Annotated in this window: 17 protein-coding genes and 1 riboswitch; of the genes, 9 read left to right on the top strand and 8 right to left on the bottom strand. The window is 52.3% G+C overall.

Going from position 1 to position 17483, the window contains the following annotated elements:
• Positions 1–290, top strand: a 290-nt coding sequence (locus QOX26_RS10625) for an ABC transporter permease subunit (protein WP_442870226.1), incomplete at its 5' end; no start/stop codon positions are given.
• 49 nt (positions 291–339) lie between these two features.
• Here QOX26_RS10625 and QOX26_RS10620 read toward each other — a convergent pair.
• Positions 340–1353 carry a LacI family DNA-binding transcriptional regulator gene (locus QOX26_RS10620; RefSeq protein ID WP_283674957.1) on the bottom strand — a complete coding sequence of 338 codons (1014 nt, stop codon included), beginning with the start codon at positions 1351–1353 and terminating at the stop codon, positions 340–342.
• Positions 1354–1668: 315 nt separating this feature from the next.
• Between QOX26_RS10620 and QOX26_RS10615 the strand changes: the two genes are divergently transcribed.
• The 4 genes from QOX26_RS10615 (at position 1669) to sdaAA (ending at position 6039) form a co-directional block, all read left to right on the top strand.
• Entirely contained in the window at positions 1669–2670 is a 1002-nt protein-coding gene (locus QOX26_RS10615; protein ID WP_283674956.1) for a Gfo/Idh/MocA family protein, read from the top strand.
• 96 nt (positions 2671–2766) lie between these two features.
• A riboswitch (purine riboswitch) is annotated at positions 2767–2862 on the top strand.
• 47 nt (positions 2863–2909) lie between these two features.
• A complete protein-coding gene (locus tag QOX26_RS10610; RefSeq protein WP_283674955.1) occupies positions 2910–4313 on the top strand; it encodes an NAD(P)/FAD-dependent oxidoreductase in 1404 nt (467 codons plus the stop codon).
• A 179-nt stretch (positions 4314–4492) separates the two neighbouring features.
• A complete protein-coding gene (gene sdaAB, locus QOX26_RS10605; protein WP_283674954.1) occupies positions 4493–5152 on the top strand; it encodes an L-serine ammonia-lyase, iron-sulfur-dependent subunit beta in 660 nt (219 codons plus the stop codon).
• Positions 5153–5166: 14 nt separating this feature from the next.
• On the top strand, positions 5167–6039 hold the full coding sequence (sdaAA, locus tag QOX26_RS10600; protein ID WP_283674953.1) for an L-serine ammonia-lyase, iron-sulfur-dependent, subunit alpha: 873 nt from the start codon (positions 5167–5169) through the stop codon (positions 6037–6039).
• Between the two features lie 53 nt (positions 6040–6092).
• On the opposite strand, the gene QOX26_RS10595 is transcribed toward sdaAA, so the two are convergent.
• The gene (locus QOX26_RS10595; protein WP_283674952.1) at positions 6093–7115 is read right to left on the bottom strand and encodes a Gfo/Idh/MocA family protein; all 1023 of its coding nucleotides are present in this window, start codon (positions 7113–7115) and stop codon (positions 6093–6095) included.
• 297 nt (positions 7116–7412) lie between these two features.
• Here QOX26_RS10595 and hrcA point away from each other — a divergent pair, with 297 nt between their 5' ends.
• The 4 genes from hrcA to dnaJ all read left to right on the top strand — a co-directional run bounded on the left by hrcA (position 7413) and on the right by dnaJ (position 12114).
• Positions 7413–8450, top strand: coding sequence for a heat-inducible transcriptional repressor HrcA (gene hrcA / locus QOX26_RS10590; RefSeq protein WP_283674951.1), 1038 nt, complete (start codon positions 7413–7415; stop codon positions 8448–8450).
• 18 nt (positions 8451–8468) lie between these two features.
• Positions 8469–9017, top strand: a complete 549-nt coding sequence (gene grpE, locus QOX26_RS10585; protein WP_283674950.1) for a nucleotide exchange factor GrpE — start codon at positions 8469–8471, stop codon at positions 9015–9017.
• Between the two features lie 41 nt (positions 9018–9058).
• Positions 9059–10894: a molecular chaperone DnaK gene (gene dnaK, locus QOX26_RS10580; protein WP_283674949.1), complete on the top strand. Its 1836-nt coding sequence runs from the start codon at positions 9059–9061 to the stop codon at positions 10892–10894.
• Positions 10895–10959: 65 nt separating this feature from the next.
• The gene (gene dnaJ / locus QOX26_RS10575; protein ID WP_283674948.1) at positions 10960–12114 is read left to right on the top strand and encodes a molecular chaperone DnaJ; all 1155 of its coding nucleotides are present in this window, start codon (positions 10960–10962) and stop codon (positions 12112–12114) included.
• A 36-nt stretch (positions 12115–12150) separates the two neighbouring features.
• On the opposite strand, the gene QOX26_RS10570 is transcribed toward dnaJ, so the two are convergent.
• From QOX26_RS10570 to QOX26_RS10545, 6 genes are all read right to left on the bottom strand, one after another.
• On the bottom strand, positions 12151–13518 hold the full coding sequence (locus QOX26_RS10570; RefSeq protein ID WP_283674947.1) for a citrate/2-methylcitrate synthase: 1368 nt from the start codon (positions 13516–13518) through the stop codon (positions 12151–12153).
• A 129-nt stretch (positions 13519–13647) separates the two neighbouring features.
• Entirely contained in the window at positions 13648–14160 is a 513-nt protein-coding gene (locus QOX26_RS10565; protein WP_283674946.1) for a DUF6773 family protein, read from the bottom strand.
• A complete protein-coding gene (locus tag QOX26_RS10560) occupies positions 14147–14356 on the bottom strand; it encodes a helix-turn-helix transcriptional regulator (RefSeq protein ID WP_283674945.1) in 210 nt (69 codons plus the stop codon). Before QOX26_RS10560 ends, QOX26_RS10565 begins: the two co-directional genes overlap by 14 nt.
• A gap of 105 nt (positions 14357–14461) precedes the next feature.
• On the bottom strand, positions 14462–15829 hold the full coding sequence (locus QOX26_RS10555) for an MATE family efflux transporter (protein ID WP_283674944.1): 1368 nt from the start codon (positions 15827–15829) through the stop codon (positions 14462–14464).
• Positions 15830–15955: 126 nt separating this feature from the next.
• Entirely contained in the window at positions 15956–16582 is a 627-nt protein-coding gene (locus QOX26_RS10550; RefSeq protein ID WP_283674943.1) for a flavodoxin family protein, read from the bottom strand.
• A gap of 13 nt (positions 16583–16595) precedes the next feature.
• Entirely contained in the window at positions 16596–17441 is an 846-nt protein-coding gene (locus tag QOX26_RS10545) for a YihY/virulence factor BrkB family protein (RefSeq protein ID WP_283674942.1), read from the bottom strand.
• Between the last annotated feature and the right edge of the window lie 42 nt (positions 17442–17483).

The following is a 17483-nucleotide window of genomic DNA, read 5'->3' as shown; positions in this document are numbered from 1 at the left end:
TCGGCCGTTCGGGCATCACCAACGGTGCAAACGCAGTACAGCCGTTTGATACCGACGCAATCGCAGCCTGCATCATCGGCGGCGCGTCCTTCATGGGCGGCAAGGGCACGATGTGGGGCACGATGGTCGGCGCGCTGATCATCTCGGTGCTGCGCAACGGCTTTACGCTGCTGTCTGCCCCGTCCTCGATTCAGAATATCGTGCTCGGCCTCGTTATCATCGTCGCGGTGTTCATTGACGTAACCCGTGAGCGCATGGAAGCCAAGGCCCGCAGACTGGCTGCTAAGTAATCTCAACTTTATGATTATAAAAAAGACTGTCTCACTGAGACAGTCTTTTTTACAGCATTTCACGGGAAATCAGGCTTAAATCGGTATAATAGATTTCTTTTTCCGGGCGTTTTCCGCGCATTAGCATCTGGTACATTGCAACCGCGGCTCGAAACGATTCTTGATCAAAAGCCTGTCCAATCACAAAATCAACTGCTCCTTCACGTAAATAGCGCTTGGCAGTAGGCGTCAGGTCGTTGCAGATAACATGCGGACGAACCGGGTGTGCATGTGCGCGCTGAATGCCTTCAATACACCCCGCAATCGGCTGCGTTGCCATGTAGATTGCTCGCAAAGATGAATCTTCATTCAGCGCACGTGTAACCAGTTCACTTGTCAAATGGTGCATTTCATTCGTCTCAATGATGCGATAAGCATCTGCATCGAATCCCAGCGCACGCAACCGTCGGCAAAAGCCATCTACTCTGCCCTTATGCGCCTCCAGACGCATATTTCCCGCTACAACCAGTACATGTTCCGGCGGACGAATCAGCTTGGCCATAATCCCCGCTGCAATTCCGCCTGCCCGCCAAAGTTCTTGTCCGATATGGCAAAGACGTCCGCTGTCCGGCACATCTGCATCATAGGTTATTACCGTGACACCCTCACTGGTTGCCCGTTCAATCGCCTGACGCATCTCCGGCGTGTTTTCTGCACGCACAATCAAACCATCTACTCCATTTTGTAGATGCTTATTCATAGCCTGCAGCAGTTCCTGTGTTGTCATTGTATACAACGGCTGCTCAATCAGTTGAAACGATTCATCGGCAATGTAGCGCTGAGCGCGGCGCAAACCACTGATTAATTGTCGGTTGAAGTGTCCATCCTGCCACTGAGGGATCAGCATCACTACGGTTTTGGCAACCGTGCTCTTCTCTTCTCGTGTGTAGCCAAGCGCACGGATGGCATCCTGTACCTTTTTATGTGCCAGCGGATGTACATTGGGTCTGTTATGCAGCACCCGGTCGACTGTACCGCGGGATACTCCTGCAAGCGCAGCAATCTGCTTAATAGTCACTGCCATGTAATCCCCCTCCTCTATTTTTTATTATACGAAAGCAAAGGTTACTCCGTCAAGAAAAAGTGCGCACAACGCACAATCATAAAAGCCGCGTCCATTGTGCTGCACATGTTATTTTCACGAAAACTTGAGACGCTATTTGGGCAACTCCCCAATGTTTCTCAATCCCCGTTGACCTGTTTGCAGCCGTGTATTACGATAAACATATCGAGCAAATCCTAATAGCGCTCGCTCAGATTTACAACCAATCTTGTGAACGCTGTTATTGGAATTATGAATTAATATCAAGTAAGTGAAACGATAAAGGAGAACGAAATTATGCTGAAAATTGGTGTTATTGGCTGCGGCGCGATTGGCCGCGATCACATCCGCCGTCTCAACAATCTGGTGCCCGGCTGCGAGGTCGTTGCCTGCGCCGACTTTTTCGAAGAGGCTGCCCGTAAAACAGCGGCTCAATACCAGGGACTCAAGGCATACGCAACCGGAGAAGAGTTGATTGCCGCACCCGAAGTTGACGCTGTCCTGATTGCTTCGTCCGATCCCAGCCATGCAGGTTATGTATTAGAAGGCCTGACGCACGGGAAATATGTATTCTGTGAGAAACCGCTTGCACAAAGTGCCGAGGACTGTGAAAAAATCATTGCTGCCGAGGTCGCACACGGAAAGCGTCTGGTGCAGGTTGGCTTTATGCGCCACTATGACCGCGGCTATGCAGAAATGAAGCGAATCATCGACTCCGGCGAACTCGGCGCTCCCCTGATGATTCACGCATGCCATCGAAATGTTTCTCAGCCGGACGGTTTCCAGACCGAAATGGGCGTAACCAATGTTGCGATTCATGAGTTGGACATTTGCCGCTGGCTGCTCAATGATGAGTACGAGAGCGGTCAGGTTCTGAAGGTACGTCAATCGGCAGAGTCTAACAAGGGCTACGACAATCCGCAGATTGTGCTGCTCGAGACAAAATCCGGCGCACGCATCGATGTTGAGGTTCAGGTCGCTGATGCCTACGGCTATGACATTCAGTGTCAGGTGGTATGCGAGAAGGGTACGCTCAATCTGCCCGACCCCTACGCAGTGGTTAAACGCTCGGATGCCGCACGCTCCTTCCCCATTCTGACCGACTGGAAGGATCGCTTTATCGAAGCATATGATATTGAATTGACCGAATGGGTTCATTCCCTCGCCAATGGCGGCCCGACCGGTCCCTCTGCTTGGGACGGCTATGCTGCCTGTGTTGCCGCGGACGCCCTTAACCGTTCTCGTGGTACCGGCATGTTCAAAAAAATCGAAATGATCGAAAAACCTGCCCTCTATTGATAGTGCAGCAGCCGCCCTTATGGGCGGCTGTATTTTTTCATGCGGCACTTAACCGTGAAACCGTATTTCCTCTTGATTTCAGCGGCATCCTATGGTAAGATAGCCAGTGGAATCAAGCGTATAAATACATGATTCGGATGTATGTTTCTACCGACTGCCTAACAGTTGACTACGCCACTCCCACAAGGGACTGGTATAGTTCCAACAGGCAGTTTTTTCATTTTTGAGGAGGATGTTATATGAATACAGATGTTGTCATTGTTGGTGCGGGCCCGGCAGGCATCTTTACTGCGCTTGAGCTGCGCCGCCAGGGCAGCCGGCAGAAAATCATTATGGTAGAAAAAGGTCAGCCGGTCGAAAAGCGTCACTGTCCCAAATCAAAAACCGGAAGATGCGTCAACTGCAAACCCTATTGCCATATCACCACCGGTTTTTCTGGCGCCGGCGCGTTTTCGGATGGCAAGCTCTCTCTTTCGTGCGAAGTCGGCGGTGATTTGCCCGACTTAATCGGTGCGGGTCTGGCGCAGGAGACTATCGAATATACCGATCAGATTTACCTTGAATTTGGTGCGGACGAACACGTGGAAGGTGCCGAAAACACCGATGCAGTCAAGGCAATTCGCAAACGTGCGATTCAGGCTGGTCTCAAGCTTGTGGACTGCCCGATTCGCCACCTTGGCACGGAAAAGGCGCAGCAAATTTATGGCGCGATTGAGCATCATCTGCTCGAAAATGATATTGAGATTCTGTTCGGTTGGGAATGCCGTAATCTCATTCTGGACGGTGAAACCTGTCTTGGCGTATCCATTGCGCGCGGTACGGAAACAGAGGAGATTCGCGCTTCGCATACCGTCATTGCAACCGGTCGCCGTGGCGCTGATTGGCTGGAACGCATTTGCCAAGAGCACAGCATCGCGCACCAGCCCGGCACTGTCGACATCGGCGTGCGTGTCGAGGTACGCAACGAGGTAATGGAGAACGTCAACAACGTTCTTTATGAATCCAAATTAATCGGCTATCCGCTGCCGTTCAAAAACAAGGTTCGCACCTTCTGTCAAAATCCGGGCGGCTTTGTCTCGCAGGAAAACTACGACGACGATTTAGCGGTCGTAAACGGCCATTCCTACAAGGAGCTTAAATCCAACAATACCAACCTAGCCATTCTCTGCTCGCACAATTTCTCGCATCCGTTCAATCAACCCATTGCCTATGCGCAAAAGGTTGGTGAATTGACGAACATGCTAGGCGACGGCCATATACTGGTTCAGCGTTTCGGTGATATTCTCGACGGCAAGCGCACCTGGCAAAATGAGCTCAGCCGATCGAACCTTGTGCCCACTCTGCCGGACGCGGTTGCGGGCGATATCACCGCTGCAATGCCGTATCGATCCATGGTAAACATCATTCATTTCATGCAGGCAGTGGATCACGTTGTACCTGGATTTGCGTCTATCGAAACTCTACTCTACTCCCCTGAATTAAAATTCTACTCTAACCGTGTCAAGATGGATGATCATTTTCATACCAACGTCCACGGCCTGCACTGCCTCGGCGACTCGTCCGGCTGGACGCGCGGACTGATGATGGCATCCGTGATGGGCGTACTCATGGGACGCTATCTTGTGCAAGACGAGCTCTCTTAATCCCTTTGAAATCCTCCGGAATTTTCCGGAGGATTTTTGTGATGCAAAGGAAACACAGCAAAACAAGTATGAGAAAAAGCGCAGGAACAAACACTAGAGAAATACAAAAAACATGACACCTGATTGTTCGCACAGTGCCCATGTACGAATCAGGCAATCGGAACAGATTGGAGAGATTCATGAACGTCTTTGATATCATAGGGCCTGTGATGATTGGCCCATCCAGCTCTCACACCGCCGGCGCGGTGCGTTTGGGGCGCGTTGCATGGAAGATTCTCGGAGAAAAGGCGGCAAAGGCCAAAATCGAGCTTTCCGGCTCGTTTGCCCAAACCCACAAGGGACACGGAACAGATCAAGCACTCATCGCCGGTATTATGGGCATGCACGCGGACGATGAGCGCATTCGGCAATCACTTAGCCTCGCAAAGCAAAGCGGACTTGCGTTTTCCATCACCGAAACCGATATTCCCAATGCGCATCCCAATACTGTGCGCATCAGCCTGACGGGGGAAAGCGGCGCCGTGTGCAAAGTACAGGGGGCATCCATCGGCGGCGGCAATATTGTGGTCACTGACATCAACGGAATGCAGGTTTCTTTCACAGGACAGTTTAATACACTGCTTGTTCTGCATCAGGACAAGCCCGGGACAATTGCCGCCGTTACCAATTTCATGGCTGAATCCGGCGCAAACATTGGCAACTTCCGGCTATCTCGACCTCAAAAAGGCGGTGAAGCCGTAATGACCATCGAAGTGGACGGCGATGTCCCTGATCAGCTGATTGGAGGCCTCCGTACACTGCCTCATATCCTTCATGTCGTATTGATTCGTGCGTTGTAAGGAGGTTGTTTTTCATGGATTATGACTCGATTGAGGCCTTATGTCACGCGGCTGAGCAGGCAGGCACGACCATTTCCGAGCTCGTGTTGGCTGACCAAGCGGCGCAGATTGAAACCCCTGCTGAGACGCTCTACACACGAATGGCCGACAGCCTACACGTAATGCAGCAGGCCGTTGCAGCCGGCAAGTCCCCTACCCTGCGCTCGACCTCCGGCCTGACAGGCGGCGATGCGGCCAAAATGGCAGCATATGCGAAAACCGGCGGTCTTCAGGGCACCTTCTTATGTGGGGCAATGACACGTGCAATCGCCGTCAGCGAGTACAACGCTGCCATGGGTAAAATCGTCGCTGCGCCGACAGCCGGCTCGTGCGGTATCCTGCCGGGCACCGTGCTGACCGTCCTCGAGGAGCGCGGCCTTGATGAAAGAATTGCCGTGATGGCACTTTTCACCGCCGGTGCAATTGGTATGGTCATTGCGGACCGGGCCTCCATTTCTGGAGCGCAGGGCGGCTGCCAGGCCGAGTGCGGCTCGGCTGCTGCGATGGCTGCCGCGGCACTTGTCGAAATGGCAGGCGGCACACCCATACAAGCTGCGCATGCCTGCGCGATGGCGATTAAAAATCAACTCGGACTCATCTGCGACCCCGTTGCAGGGTTGGTCGAAATCCCATGTATTAAGCGTAACGTATCCGGTATCGCCATTGCGTTTACCTCGGCCGACATGGCGCTTGCAGGCGTTGAAAGCAAGATTCCGGTTGATGAAGTGGTGGACGCCATGCGGCGCGTGGGTGATGCCCTCCCCTGCTCGCTGAAGGAAACAAGTCAGGGCGGGCTTGCTACTACACCGACCGGTCTGCGGCTCAAAAAGGAAGTCTTCGGTGAATGATGGGCAGTAATATAAAAGAAGCTGTCTCATATGAGACAGCTTCTTTTATATGTTTACTTGTACTCAACCTGAACCGGCTTGCCGGAGTGGAAAGAGTCGGTAATTGCATAAGTAACGAGCGTGGCCTTCGTGCCGTCATAAACGGTCAGCTCAGGCTTGCGATCCTCCTGAATGCACTTGATGAAATCAACCATTTCCAGCAGGTAAGCTTCTGCGAAGCGCTGCGGGAAGTTCTCAATAATCGGCTGGCAAGCGCCGTTTGCATCAAAAATCATCGCGCGGTTCTTCCACGGAATGCCTGCAACGCGGATGTGCGCGTCAGTGCCGACAATTTCAGTTTCGGTGTGGTAGCCGTGCGGCGCAGTACGGCCAACGTGCAGGAATGCAACCGTGCCGTTATCAAACTTAAGCATCGCCATGCCGGTCTCGGTATCGCCGCCCGCAGCAAATTCGGGATGCTTGAAGGTCGTGCCTGCTGCATAAACCTCGGTCACCTCGCCGCCGAGGAACCAACGCATCAGGTCAACATCATGCGAAGCCGCGTCGATAAAGATACCGCCCGAAGTCTTGCAGAACTGAATGCAGCTTTCCACGCAAGCTTCCGGATCCAGGCCGGTTGCCTTCACCAGATACGGCTTGCCAACCTTACCAGCCTCGATCTGCGCCTTTGCATCCGCATAGGACGGATCGTAGCGACGCATGAAGCCAAGGAAGAACAGCTTGTCCGGATGACGCTCCACCGCAGCCTCAGCGCGCTTGCACTCCTCGAGCGAACAGCCGAGCGGCTTGTCGGTGAACACATGCTTACCTGCATCGAGTGCGTACTCAATCATCCAGCAATGCTCCGGCGAGGAGGAAACGATAGCAACCGCTTCGATATCAGCCTCATCCACCATCTTCTTATAATCGGTCGTTACAAAATCAACCTTCAAATCGGTCTTGGCCCAGTCAAGCTCCTTTTGCTCAAGTGAGCAAGCAGCCATCAGCTTACAGCCGGGGATTTTAAACGCGAGGTTTTCTGCGTGAACCGAGCCCAGACGACCCAATCCAACAATACCAACTTTGACTTCCTTCATGGGATTTCTCCTTCTCTTGCATGTAAATTGTATTGTGATTGTCCGTTAGACAACCCTCTTCTTCACCATCTTATGATATCATTTCCCTTGAAAGAATGCAATCCTTTTCACTTCTCCGTACAACTTTTTGGCGAGTTTTTTTCGCGCATCTGGAAACTCGCTCCTAGCTATGATAAATTACGGTATTCTCATTTAACAGAATGTTCAAAAACGTCTCTTGACTTTACCTTCCCACGGTGGTAAATTAGTTTTAGCACTCAGATGGATGGAGTGCTAAGCCTGAAAGGAGAACGCCATATGGAGCTTTCGGAACGCAAAAAGCAAATACTGAAGGCCATCATCGGCGACTATATCCGCACGGCTGAACCGGTTGGGTCCAAAGCACTGACCGCCAGACCTGAACTCCCCTTTTCTTCCGCTACCATCCGTAATGAGATGAGCGAATTAGAGGAGCTTGGCTTTCTTGAAAAACCGCACACATCTGCAGGTCGTGTTCCCTCCCCGCAGGGTTACCGCCTGTATGTTGACGAACTGATGGCACAGCCGGAGGAAATTGCCGGCAGTGAAGAGCCGTCCCTCTCCCAGATGATGAAGGGTAAGGTTCAGGAGCTCGATCATCTGATTCAAGAAGCCGGCCGACTGATTTCTACATTAACTGACTATGCATCCGTTGCCATTACACCAACCATGACGCAGACCTCAATTCGACAGTTCGAGATTATCCCGGTCGATCGATTGAATTTCGTCATTTTGGTCGTTACGCAGTCGGGCACGGTCAAAAATAAAATGGTTCGCACGATGACCGAGGTCTCCAAAGACGAGGCCGAGCTTTTAACCTATGTGCTGAATCAGACATTAACCGGACTTCCCCTTTCAAACATTTCTGCCGAGCGCTTTGACATCGTGCGCCGCGCTGCCGGTTTGACCGCGCTGCTCGCCCCTGTCGCAGAGTATCTGGCCGAACTGATTGAGGAACTGGGCAGTCAGCGGGTATATCTGGAGGGCGCAAGCAAGCTGCTTCGCTTTCCCGAATATCACGATACCAAAAAAGCACAAACGCTGCTTGATTATATGGATGATAACAATCATCTGCTTCCCATTCAGCGCAAAATTGACGGCGTGCAAATTTTTATCGGACCGGAAAACGGTCAAAACCCGCTAAGCGAAACCTCTACCATTTATGCGAAATACGACATCGGCACAGTCGGTCAAGGCGTGATTGGCATTGTCGGCCCAACCCGTATGGATTATGCCGCACTTTCCGCCAAGCTGTCCCGCTTTGCAAAGGGACTGAACCAGCTGATCGCCGAAACGTTTTTGGATGAAAAAGAATAACGGAGGCATGAAAACGACATGAGCAAGAAGAAACAGCCCGAAGCAGCCGAACAGACACAGCAGACTGCCGAGGACGTAACCGAACAGACGGCGGCGGAAACCACCGCATCCGCCGAAGCAACCACCGCTCCTGCGGAGGATTGGAAGGCCAAGCATGATGATTTAAACGATCGTTATCTGCGCATGGCTGCCGAGTATGACAATTTCCGTAAACGCAGCCAGCGCGAACGCGAACAGGCGCACGCGGAAGCGGTCAGCTTCGCAGTCAAGGCGCTGCTACCAACCTATGACAACCTCGAGCGTGCGCTTAAGGTCGAGACAACGGACGCTGAGTATAAAAAGGGCGTGGAGCTGACCATGAATCAGCTGCTGGACAGTCTGAAGAGCTTAAACGTAACGCTGATTGAGTCCGGCGAAGGCATCGCATTTGATCCGAATCTGCACAACGCCGTCATGCACGTCGAGGATGACAGTCTCGCTGAGAATGTCATTGCCGAGGTGTTTCAGCAGGGCTTCCAAATCGGTGATAAGGTAATCCGCCATTCCATGGTCAAGGTTGCCAACTAACATTACAATAAAACATCTATTCATAAAGGAGTGCTTGAATTATGGGCAAAATCATTGGTATTGACCTTGGTACGACAAACTCTTGCGTATCAGTCATGGAGGGCGGCGAAGCCGTCGTTATCGCAAACGCGGAAGGTGCGCGCACCACTCCGTCTGTCGTTGCATTTTCTAAGGATGGCGAGCGCATGGTCGGTCAGGTCGCAAAGCGTCAGGCCGTTACCAACGCCGATCGCACCATCATCTCCATCAAGCGCGAGATGGGCACCGACTACCGCGTGAAAATTGATGACAAGCAGTACTCCCCGCAGGAGGTTTCTGCTATGATTCTGCAGAAGCTGAAGGCTGACGCGGAAGCTTATCTCGGCTCTACGGTCACACAGGCTGTTATTACCGTTCCTGCTTATTTCACCGACTCTCAGCGTCAGGCGACCAAGGATGCCGGCAAGATTGCCGGTCTGGACGTGCTGCGTATCATCAACGAGCCTACTGCAGCCGCTCTGGCTTACGGCGTTGACAAGGAAACCGAGCAGAAGGTTATGGTTTACGACCTAGGCGGCGGTACGTTCGATGTATCGATCCTCGACATCGGCGACGGCGTTCTCGAAGTGCTCGCAACCGCTGGCAACAACCGTCTGGGCGGCGATGACTTTGACCAGCGCATCATGAACTGGATTGTTGACGAATTCAAGAAGTCCAACGGCGTTGACCTTTCCAAGGATCGCATGGCAATGCAGCGTCTCAAGGAAGCTGCCGAAAAGGCGAAGATTGAGCTCTCCGGCATGCAGCAGACCTCGATCAACCAGCCGTATATCACTGCGGATGCAACCGGTCCTAAGCATCTGGAGCTGACGCTGACTCGCGCAAAGTTCAACGAACTGACCGCTGATTTGGTAGAAGCAACCATGGGCCCGGTTCGTCAGGCAATGTCGGACGCAGGCCTGGCATCGGGCGACCTTGCTAAGGTGCTGCTTGTTGGCGGTTCCTCGCGTATTCCTGCCGTTCAGGATGCGGTAAAGAACATCACCGGCAAGGAAGGCTTCAAGGGCATCAATCCCGATGAGTGCGTTGCAATCGGCGCTGCTATTCAGGGCGGCGTGCTTGGCGGCGAAGTCAAGGACGTACTGCTGCTTGACGTTTGCCCCCTGTCTCTCGGCATTGAGACCCTTGGCGGCGTGTGCACCAAGCTGATTGAACGCAACACCACCATTCCCACCAAGAAGAGCCAGGTGTTCTCTACCGCGGCTGACAATCAGCCCTCCGTTGAGATTCATGTGCTGCAGGGCGAGCGCGACATGGCTGCCGGCAACAAGACGCTTGGCCGCTTCACCCTCGACGGCATCGCTCCCGCTCCCCGCGGTGTGCCGCAGATTGAGGTTACGTTCGACATCGATGCCAACGGCATCGTAAACGTTTCTGCCAAGGACCTCGGCACAGGCAAGGAGCAGAAGATTACCATCACTGCTTCTACCAACCTGTCTCAGGACGAAATTGACAAGGCGATGCGTGAGGCAGAGCAGTTTGCCGAGCAGGATAAGAAGAACAAGGAATCGGTTGAAATCCGCAACAGTGCGGAGCAGCTTGTATTCCAGTCCGAAAAGGCGCTGACCGATTTGGGCGATAAGCTGTCTGCTGACGAGAAGGCTGCCGTACAGTCCGAAATCGAAAAGGTGAAGGAAGCACTCAAGGGCACTGACAACGAGATGATTAAGATGGCTTCCGACGGTCTTTCTACGAAGTTCGGCGAGTTGGCCAGCAAGATTTATCAGCAGCAGGCACCGCAGGGTGACCCCAATATGGGCGGTCAGCCGGGCGCAGGCGCACAGGGTGATTTTGTTGACGCGGACTTCACCGAAGTCCACGACGACGATAAGAAGTAAGACACCAGAAGACAGGGCGGGCCGCTTTTCGGTCCGCCTGTCCTCCTGTTTTGAGGTAGATAAGCATGGCTGACAAAAGAGATTATTATGAGGTGCTGGGCGTTCAAAAAGGCGCATCGGACGATGAAGTCAAAAAAGCGCACCGCAAACTCGCCAAACAATACCACCCCGACCTAAACCGAGATAATCCCGAAGCCGCCGAGAAGTTTAAAGAACTAAACGAGGCTTACGAGGTACTTTCCGACAAGGAAAAGCGTCAAAAATATGATCAATTCGGCTTTGCAGGCGTCGACCCTAGCTATGGCGGCGGCGCAGGCGGTGCATACGGCGGCGGTTTTGGCGATTTTGGTGATCTAGGAGATATCTTTAGCTCGTTCTTCGGCGGCGGTTTTGGCGGCGGGCGCTCGACCACGCGGCGCAATGCCCCGCAGCGCGGCGAATCCATCCGGCAGAGCGTAATCCTTTCCTTTGAGGAAGCCGCATTTGGCTGCGAAAAAGAAATTACAATCGATCGTATTGAAAACTGCGAAGAGTGTGGCGGCACCGGAGCGGCCAAGGGAACAAGTCCCGAGACCTGCTCGAACTGCCGCGGTACCGGCACGGTGACGCAGACCCAGCGCACCCCTCTCGGTATGTTCCAGACGCAGGCTGCGTGCCCGCATTGCCACGGCACGGGCAAGATTGTCAAGACCCCCTGCTCGAAATGCAGCGGTGCCGGACGCGTTCGCAAATCGCGCACGCTGAAGGTAAATGTCCCGGCTGGTATCGATGAAGGCCAGTCCATTCAGCTGCGCGGTCAGGGCAATGCCGGTGTAAACGGCGGCCCGTCCGGCGACTTGTTGGTGACGGTTTCGATTCGGCCGCATCCGGTATTTACGCGCGACGGTTCCAATGTCATCTGTGAAATTCCGATTTCATTTGCACAGGCCGCACTTGGTGACTCGCTGCAAGTACCGACCATTGATGGCCGCATCGAATATAAGATTCCCGAGGGCACACAGACGGGCACCGTCTTCCGCATGAAGGGCAAGGGCATTCAGAATGTGAACGGCCGCGGCCGCGGCGACCAGTTCGTACGTGTGAATATTGAGGTTCCGAAGAATCTATCCGAGAAGCAAAAGCGTCTCCTCCGCGAGTTTGAGGAAAATACGACTGACGATAATCAGTCTCAGCGCAAGGGCTTTTGGGATAAAGTTAAGGACGCCTTTAAAGAAATGTAAAAAAGACCCGCTGTGATACATCACAGCGGGTCTTTTTTAACGTTGGCTTAGTTCGGTATACTCTTCCATTTCCCGCACACAACGATAGGCGGGACGAATAATTTTATCCGTGTTAATCAGTTCTTCCAGACGATGTGCGCTCCAGCCCACAATACGTGCCATCGCAAACACCGGTGTATAAAGTTCGGGCGGCAGATTGAGCATCGAATAAACAAAGCCAGAATAAAAATCCACATTGGCCGAAACGCCTTTATAGATATGCCGTTCCTCGGCAATGACCTGCGGAGCTAACTTTTCGACCATTGCATACAGAGCGAAATCTTCTTCCCTGCCCTTTTCGTGCGCGAGCTGTCCTACAAAGGACTTAAACACCTGTGCACGCGGGTCGGAGATGGAATACACCGCATGTCCCATGCCATAAATTAAACCCTTGCAATCAAATGCCTCACGATTTAGCAGGCGGCGCAGATAATTTCCCACTTCCGACTCATCCGTCAAATCGGTTACATTCTTTTTCAAATCCTCAAACATGCGTACAACCTTGATGTTTGCCCCGCCATGTTTCGGACCCTTGAGCGAGCCGAGTGCCGCAGAAATCGCAGAATAGGTATCCGTGCCGGACGAAGTGACCACATGCGTCGTAAACGACGAGTTGTTGCCTCCGCCGTGCTCCATATGAAGGACAAGCGCCAAGTCCAACACTTTCGCTTCCAACGGAGAATACTCCATATCCGGCCGCAGCATGCGCAGGAAGTTCGACGCGGTAGAGAGGCTGTCCGACGGATAATGAATGTACATGCTGCCGCCGCACTCATAGTGGTTATAAGCGTGATATGAATAGACCGACAGCATCGGGAAGACCGAAATCAGCATCAGGCACTGCCGCAGCACATTCGGCAGGCTGATATCATCCGCCGTTGTATCATAAGACGCCAGTGTTAGCACGCTGCGGGATAGGCTGTTCATCATGTCGTGCGTCGGCGCTTTCATCACAACATCACGCACAAAGTTGGTCGGCAGCGTACGTCCCTGCGCCAACAGGCTCTTGAAATCAGACAGCTTCTTATAATCCGGCAATTCACCGAATAAAAGCAGATACGCGACTTCCTCGTAGCCCTTGCGGTTGTCCTTCATGAAGCCCTGCACCAAGTCATTGATGCTGATACCGCGGTAAAACAGTTCCCCTTCGCAGGGGACGAGCCGCCCATCCACCATCTTTTTGGAGATGATGTCCGAGATATTGGTCAGCCCAGCAAGCACGCCCTGACCGTCTATGTCACGCAGGCCACGCTTTACATCATATTCCCTATAGAGTGCGGGATCAATGCTGCTGTTGACCTTGCAAAGCGCCGCAAGCGCTTCGACGCGGGGAGTCACTTCCAGAATGTTGTGTTCTACTGTCATGTGTTTCCTCCATTTCCCATAAATATACACTTCTCCATAATGCTATTTTACAGGAGAACACGCATCCTATTCAACTTAATTTTGGTAACAAATCGTAAATAAATTATGAATTCTTCGCATACGCCCTAGTTAGTCCAATGTTTTTCTCTCTTCCTCTTCCAAAAGCGCACGCATGTCCGCATCTCTTCTGCGCTTGGCGCAATAGAATGTCACTGCAAAGGCCATCATGGTTAACACCGACGTGCAGAAAAACACAAATACAAAGGTCGCGCCCGCTGCAATCAATATGTGTTCAAACGATAAATTCTGCCAATAGCGCAGCGCATTCATCGCGCAGGACAGTAGCCCCGTACCCGCACCGACCGCGCACGAAATCAGCAGATACTTCTTCAGCGGAAGAATATCACATTCCGCGTCTGCATCTTCACATACGATTCCTTTGCGGACATTTAAAACCGCGCATACGATTTGTGCAGCCATAAACACCAGCCATTCAAACCTTGGAAACGCGCTATCACGGAATGCGGACAAAAGCAAATCAATTCCAATGCCTGCTGTAAACACAAAAAATCCGATTTTATAGGTGCGATTAATCTCCGCGACCAGTCGTTCATCGCGTGCCTTCTTCTCAAACAGTTTCATTTTGTTCCTCCCAAAATAATTCATCCAACGTTTTGCCCAATGCCCTGCAAAGGGACAAGCAAAGGTTTAATGTCGGGTTATATCCGCCAGCTTCAATCAGCCCAATCGTCTGCCGGGTCACACCAACCAGTTTGGCCAACTGCGCTTGCGAAAGATCCTTTTCCACCCGTGCCAGCTTTAACTTCTTATTCTTCACGCCATCACCTCTTTATGGACTTAGTATAATTTATCTTTTGCATTATGTCAAGTTTATATTGCATTTAGTATAATAAAAAGTGCTCTCCGTGGAGAGCACTTTTCTTTAATCAACCTCGGCATGAGGTGAGCCGCCGCGCGGGCCGCTAAATTTAAGACGATACATCGTCAGCAGATACGCAATCAGCAACGGTATCATCGACCCCGGCCAAGCCAACGCATAGGCTACACAAATGCCGCTAAAGCCAAATGCACCGGCTAGGAGCACAACACCCAGTGCGCGCATAACCAGTTCCATAATCCCTGCAATCGTCGGTACGACACCCTGTCCCAACCCCTGCAGCGTGTACCGGTAAATAAACAGCAGCGATAACGTCGGATAAAACAAACTGGTAATCCGCAGATAGGTCGCCGAAAGCGCAATGACCTCTGATTCTCCCGCACCTACAAACAATGCAGTCAGCGAACCGCCAAACAGTACATTGATTACCATGATGAGGATGGAGTATCCCACTGACATATACGCACAGCTGCGGACGCCCTGCCGAATGCGTCCCATCTCACCCGCACCGTAGTTCTGTGCCGAGTAGGTTGCCATAGTCATGCCAAACGATGAGAGCGGCGAGCAGAAAATTTGCTCTATCTTCTGCGCCGCCGTAAACGCCGCAACACTCAGCTCTCCCAAACCGTTCAGCACGAACTGCAAAATGATAACGCCAATACCAATAATCGATGCCTGAAACCCCATCGGCAGACCCAAACCGGCATGACGCGCCAACTCCGCGCCGGTTAGCTTAAAGTCAGCACGCCGCAGATGCAGCATCGGAAACCGCTTGATGATATACAGGATGCACAGCACGCCCGAAACCATCTGCGCCACTACGGTAGCCCACGCCGCGCCTGCCACTCCCATATCAAAGCAAAGGATGAACACCAAATCCAACACCACATTGAGCACGCTTGCAATCACCAGAAAATACAGCGGTGTGCGGCTGTCCCCCAGCGCGCGGATGATATTCGACAATAGATTGAACAGCATTGCCGCACCGGTGCCAAGGTAAATGACGACAATGTAATGATAGGCATCGTCTAAAATCGCTGCAGGTGTGCGCATAAATTCCAGAATCGGGCGTGCAAACGGTACGCTCAGCCCCGTTAGAATCAGCGTAACTGCGACGCAAATGACGATACATGCCGCAAAGCTTCTCCGTACACCATCCATGTCCTCCGCGCCAAAGCGCTGCGCGGTCGCGATGGACAGGCCGGTCGTCATACCCTGTACAAAGCCGATGATAAGGAACATGATACTGCCCGTGCAGCCAACCGCGGCAAGTGCATTCACGCCAATCGTGCGGCCAACGATCAGCGTATCCATCATATTGTAAAACTGCTGAAAAAGGTTACCGGCCAGCAGAGGCAGCGTAAACAGTAGCACCAACTTTGCCGGGTTGCCTTGTGTCATCGTTTTGGTCATGCAGTCGTTCCATCCTATTTCTGATTTTCCTCTGATCATTATAGCACGCGTTTTCCCTTCTGCCGAGTCCGCGTTTTAGACAAAAAAAGAGACGCGTACCACGTCTCTTTTCTCCGCATATACTTTTCAGCGAATGAAGTTGGTCATCGTGCGGTGGTGTGTCTCCGGCGGCGCAATGCCCGCCTTATCAATCACCTTGAGCATCCACGCAATGTTCCGACCCAGTTTTTCGATGACTTCCAGTCCCTCGATATCCTGCTCCACCTCGCCCGCGTCAGCGCCGTGCACTGCGTTCCAGTAATCCGAGGTAACCAGAACCATCTCCATTGCATTCATTGTTCCAAGCAGCTGCTGATAGGTCTCCATGCCGCCCGAACGGCGCAAGGTGCACATCGCCGCGCCGACCTTATGGTGCAGCTGGTTATCGCCGCAGCCGGCAGCCAGTATCAGGCGGTCAAGCACACACTTCATGTTGCCTGCAATGCCACCGTGGTAAACAGGCGACGCCAGAATAATGCCGTCCGCTTCGATGCATTTTGCAATGATCTCGTTGACGCCATCATCGTTCTGAATGCAGCGCAGCGTGCCGTTGTCCAAGCAGTGATAGCACGCCAAGCACGGATGCACCCGTGCACCCGGCTGAACCACTTCAAAGTCAATGCCTTCTTTCTCCAGTACCTTGCCAATCACCTCCAAGCATTTGGCGTTGTTTCCGTCCTTGCGGGGAGAGCCATTGATTGCTACAACTTTCATATCTTTTCCTCCTCTATTCTTTACCGGTCTCCATTCGATAGAGCCGCATAATCACCAACGTATGATTCAGCTGCGGTCCCATCAGTAAAATCATGCTGACCAGATACAGCCACAGCATTAGCACAATAATAGCGCCAAGCGAGCCGTATAAAACGGAATATCGCGCCATATTGTCCACGTAAAACGAAAATGCCCACGAAACCAGCAGCCACGCAACAAGCGAAAACAACGCCCCCGGCCAAACCTCCCGAAATCGCATTCGAAGATTCGGTACAACGCGGTTAAACAGCATGAGAAACAAAAAGATGATTGCAATCATCAGCAAAAAGCTCGTATGCTGTGTAATATCCAGGACTGCCTGCGGAATTAGCACGAACTGCGGCAGCAGCCGCAAAATAGTACGTCCGACAACGACCAGCACAAAGCTGCACACGACCGACACCAGAAATCCGGCTGTAATCCCCACCGAAATCATAAAATTCATTACCGGTCCGCGGCGAAGTTCCACATGATAAATGTCGTTGACCGTCCGCATCATCGAACGCACGGCACGGGACAGGAAATACAGCGTCAACGCGATACCGATGACCATAGGGCTGACTGAAGGCAGTGCCGAAATATAAGTTAAATAGGACTCAATCAGCGTGCGCAAGCTGCGCGGCAGTGTTTCTAATACAGGCGCGATGCTTTCGAACGAAATATTCAGCCGCGCAAGTACCGAGTTCAAAAACATCAGCAGCGGGAAAAGCGAAAACAGCAAAAAATATGACAATTCAGCTGCTGCCTGCGGAATTCCGTCGCCAAAATACCGATAAATCATTCGTTTGATCAGGTAAATCAATCGGTTTTGTCCGTTCATACGGTTCCTCCCTTCATTTACCTATCAGTATTGTACCAGTTT

Source organism: Butyricicoccus sp. Marseille-Q5471, assembly GCF_951230135.1.
In the GTDB taxonomy this organism is placed as follows: Bacteria; Bacillota; Clostridia; order Oscillospirales; family Butyricicoccaceae; genus Agathobaculum.
Note: the sequence above shows the minus strand (reverse complement) of the source record. Positions and strands in the feature narration are given on the sequence as shown.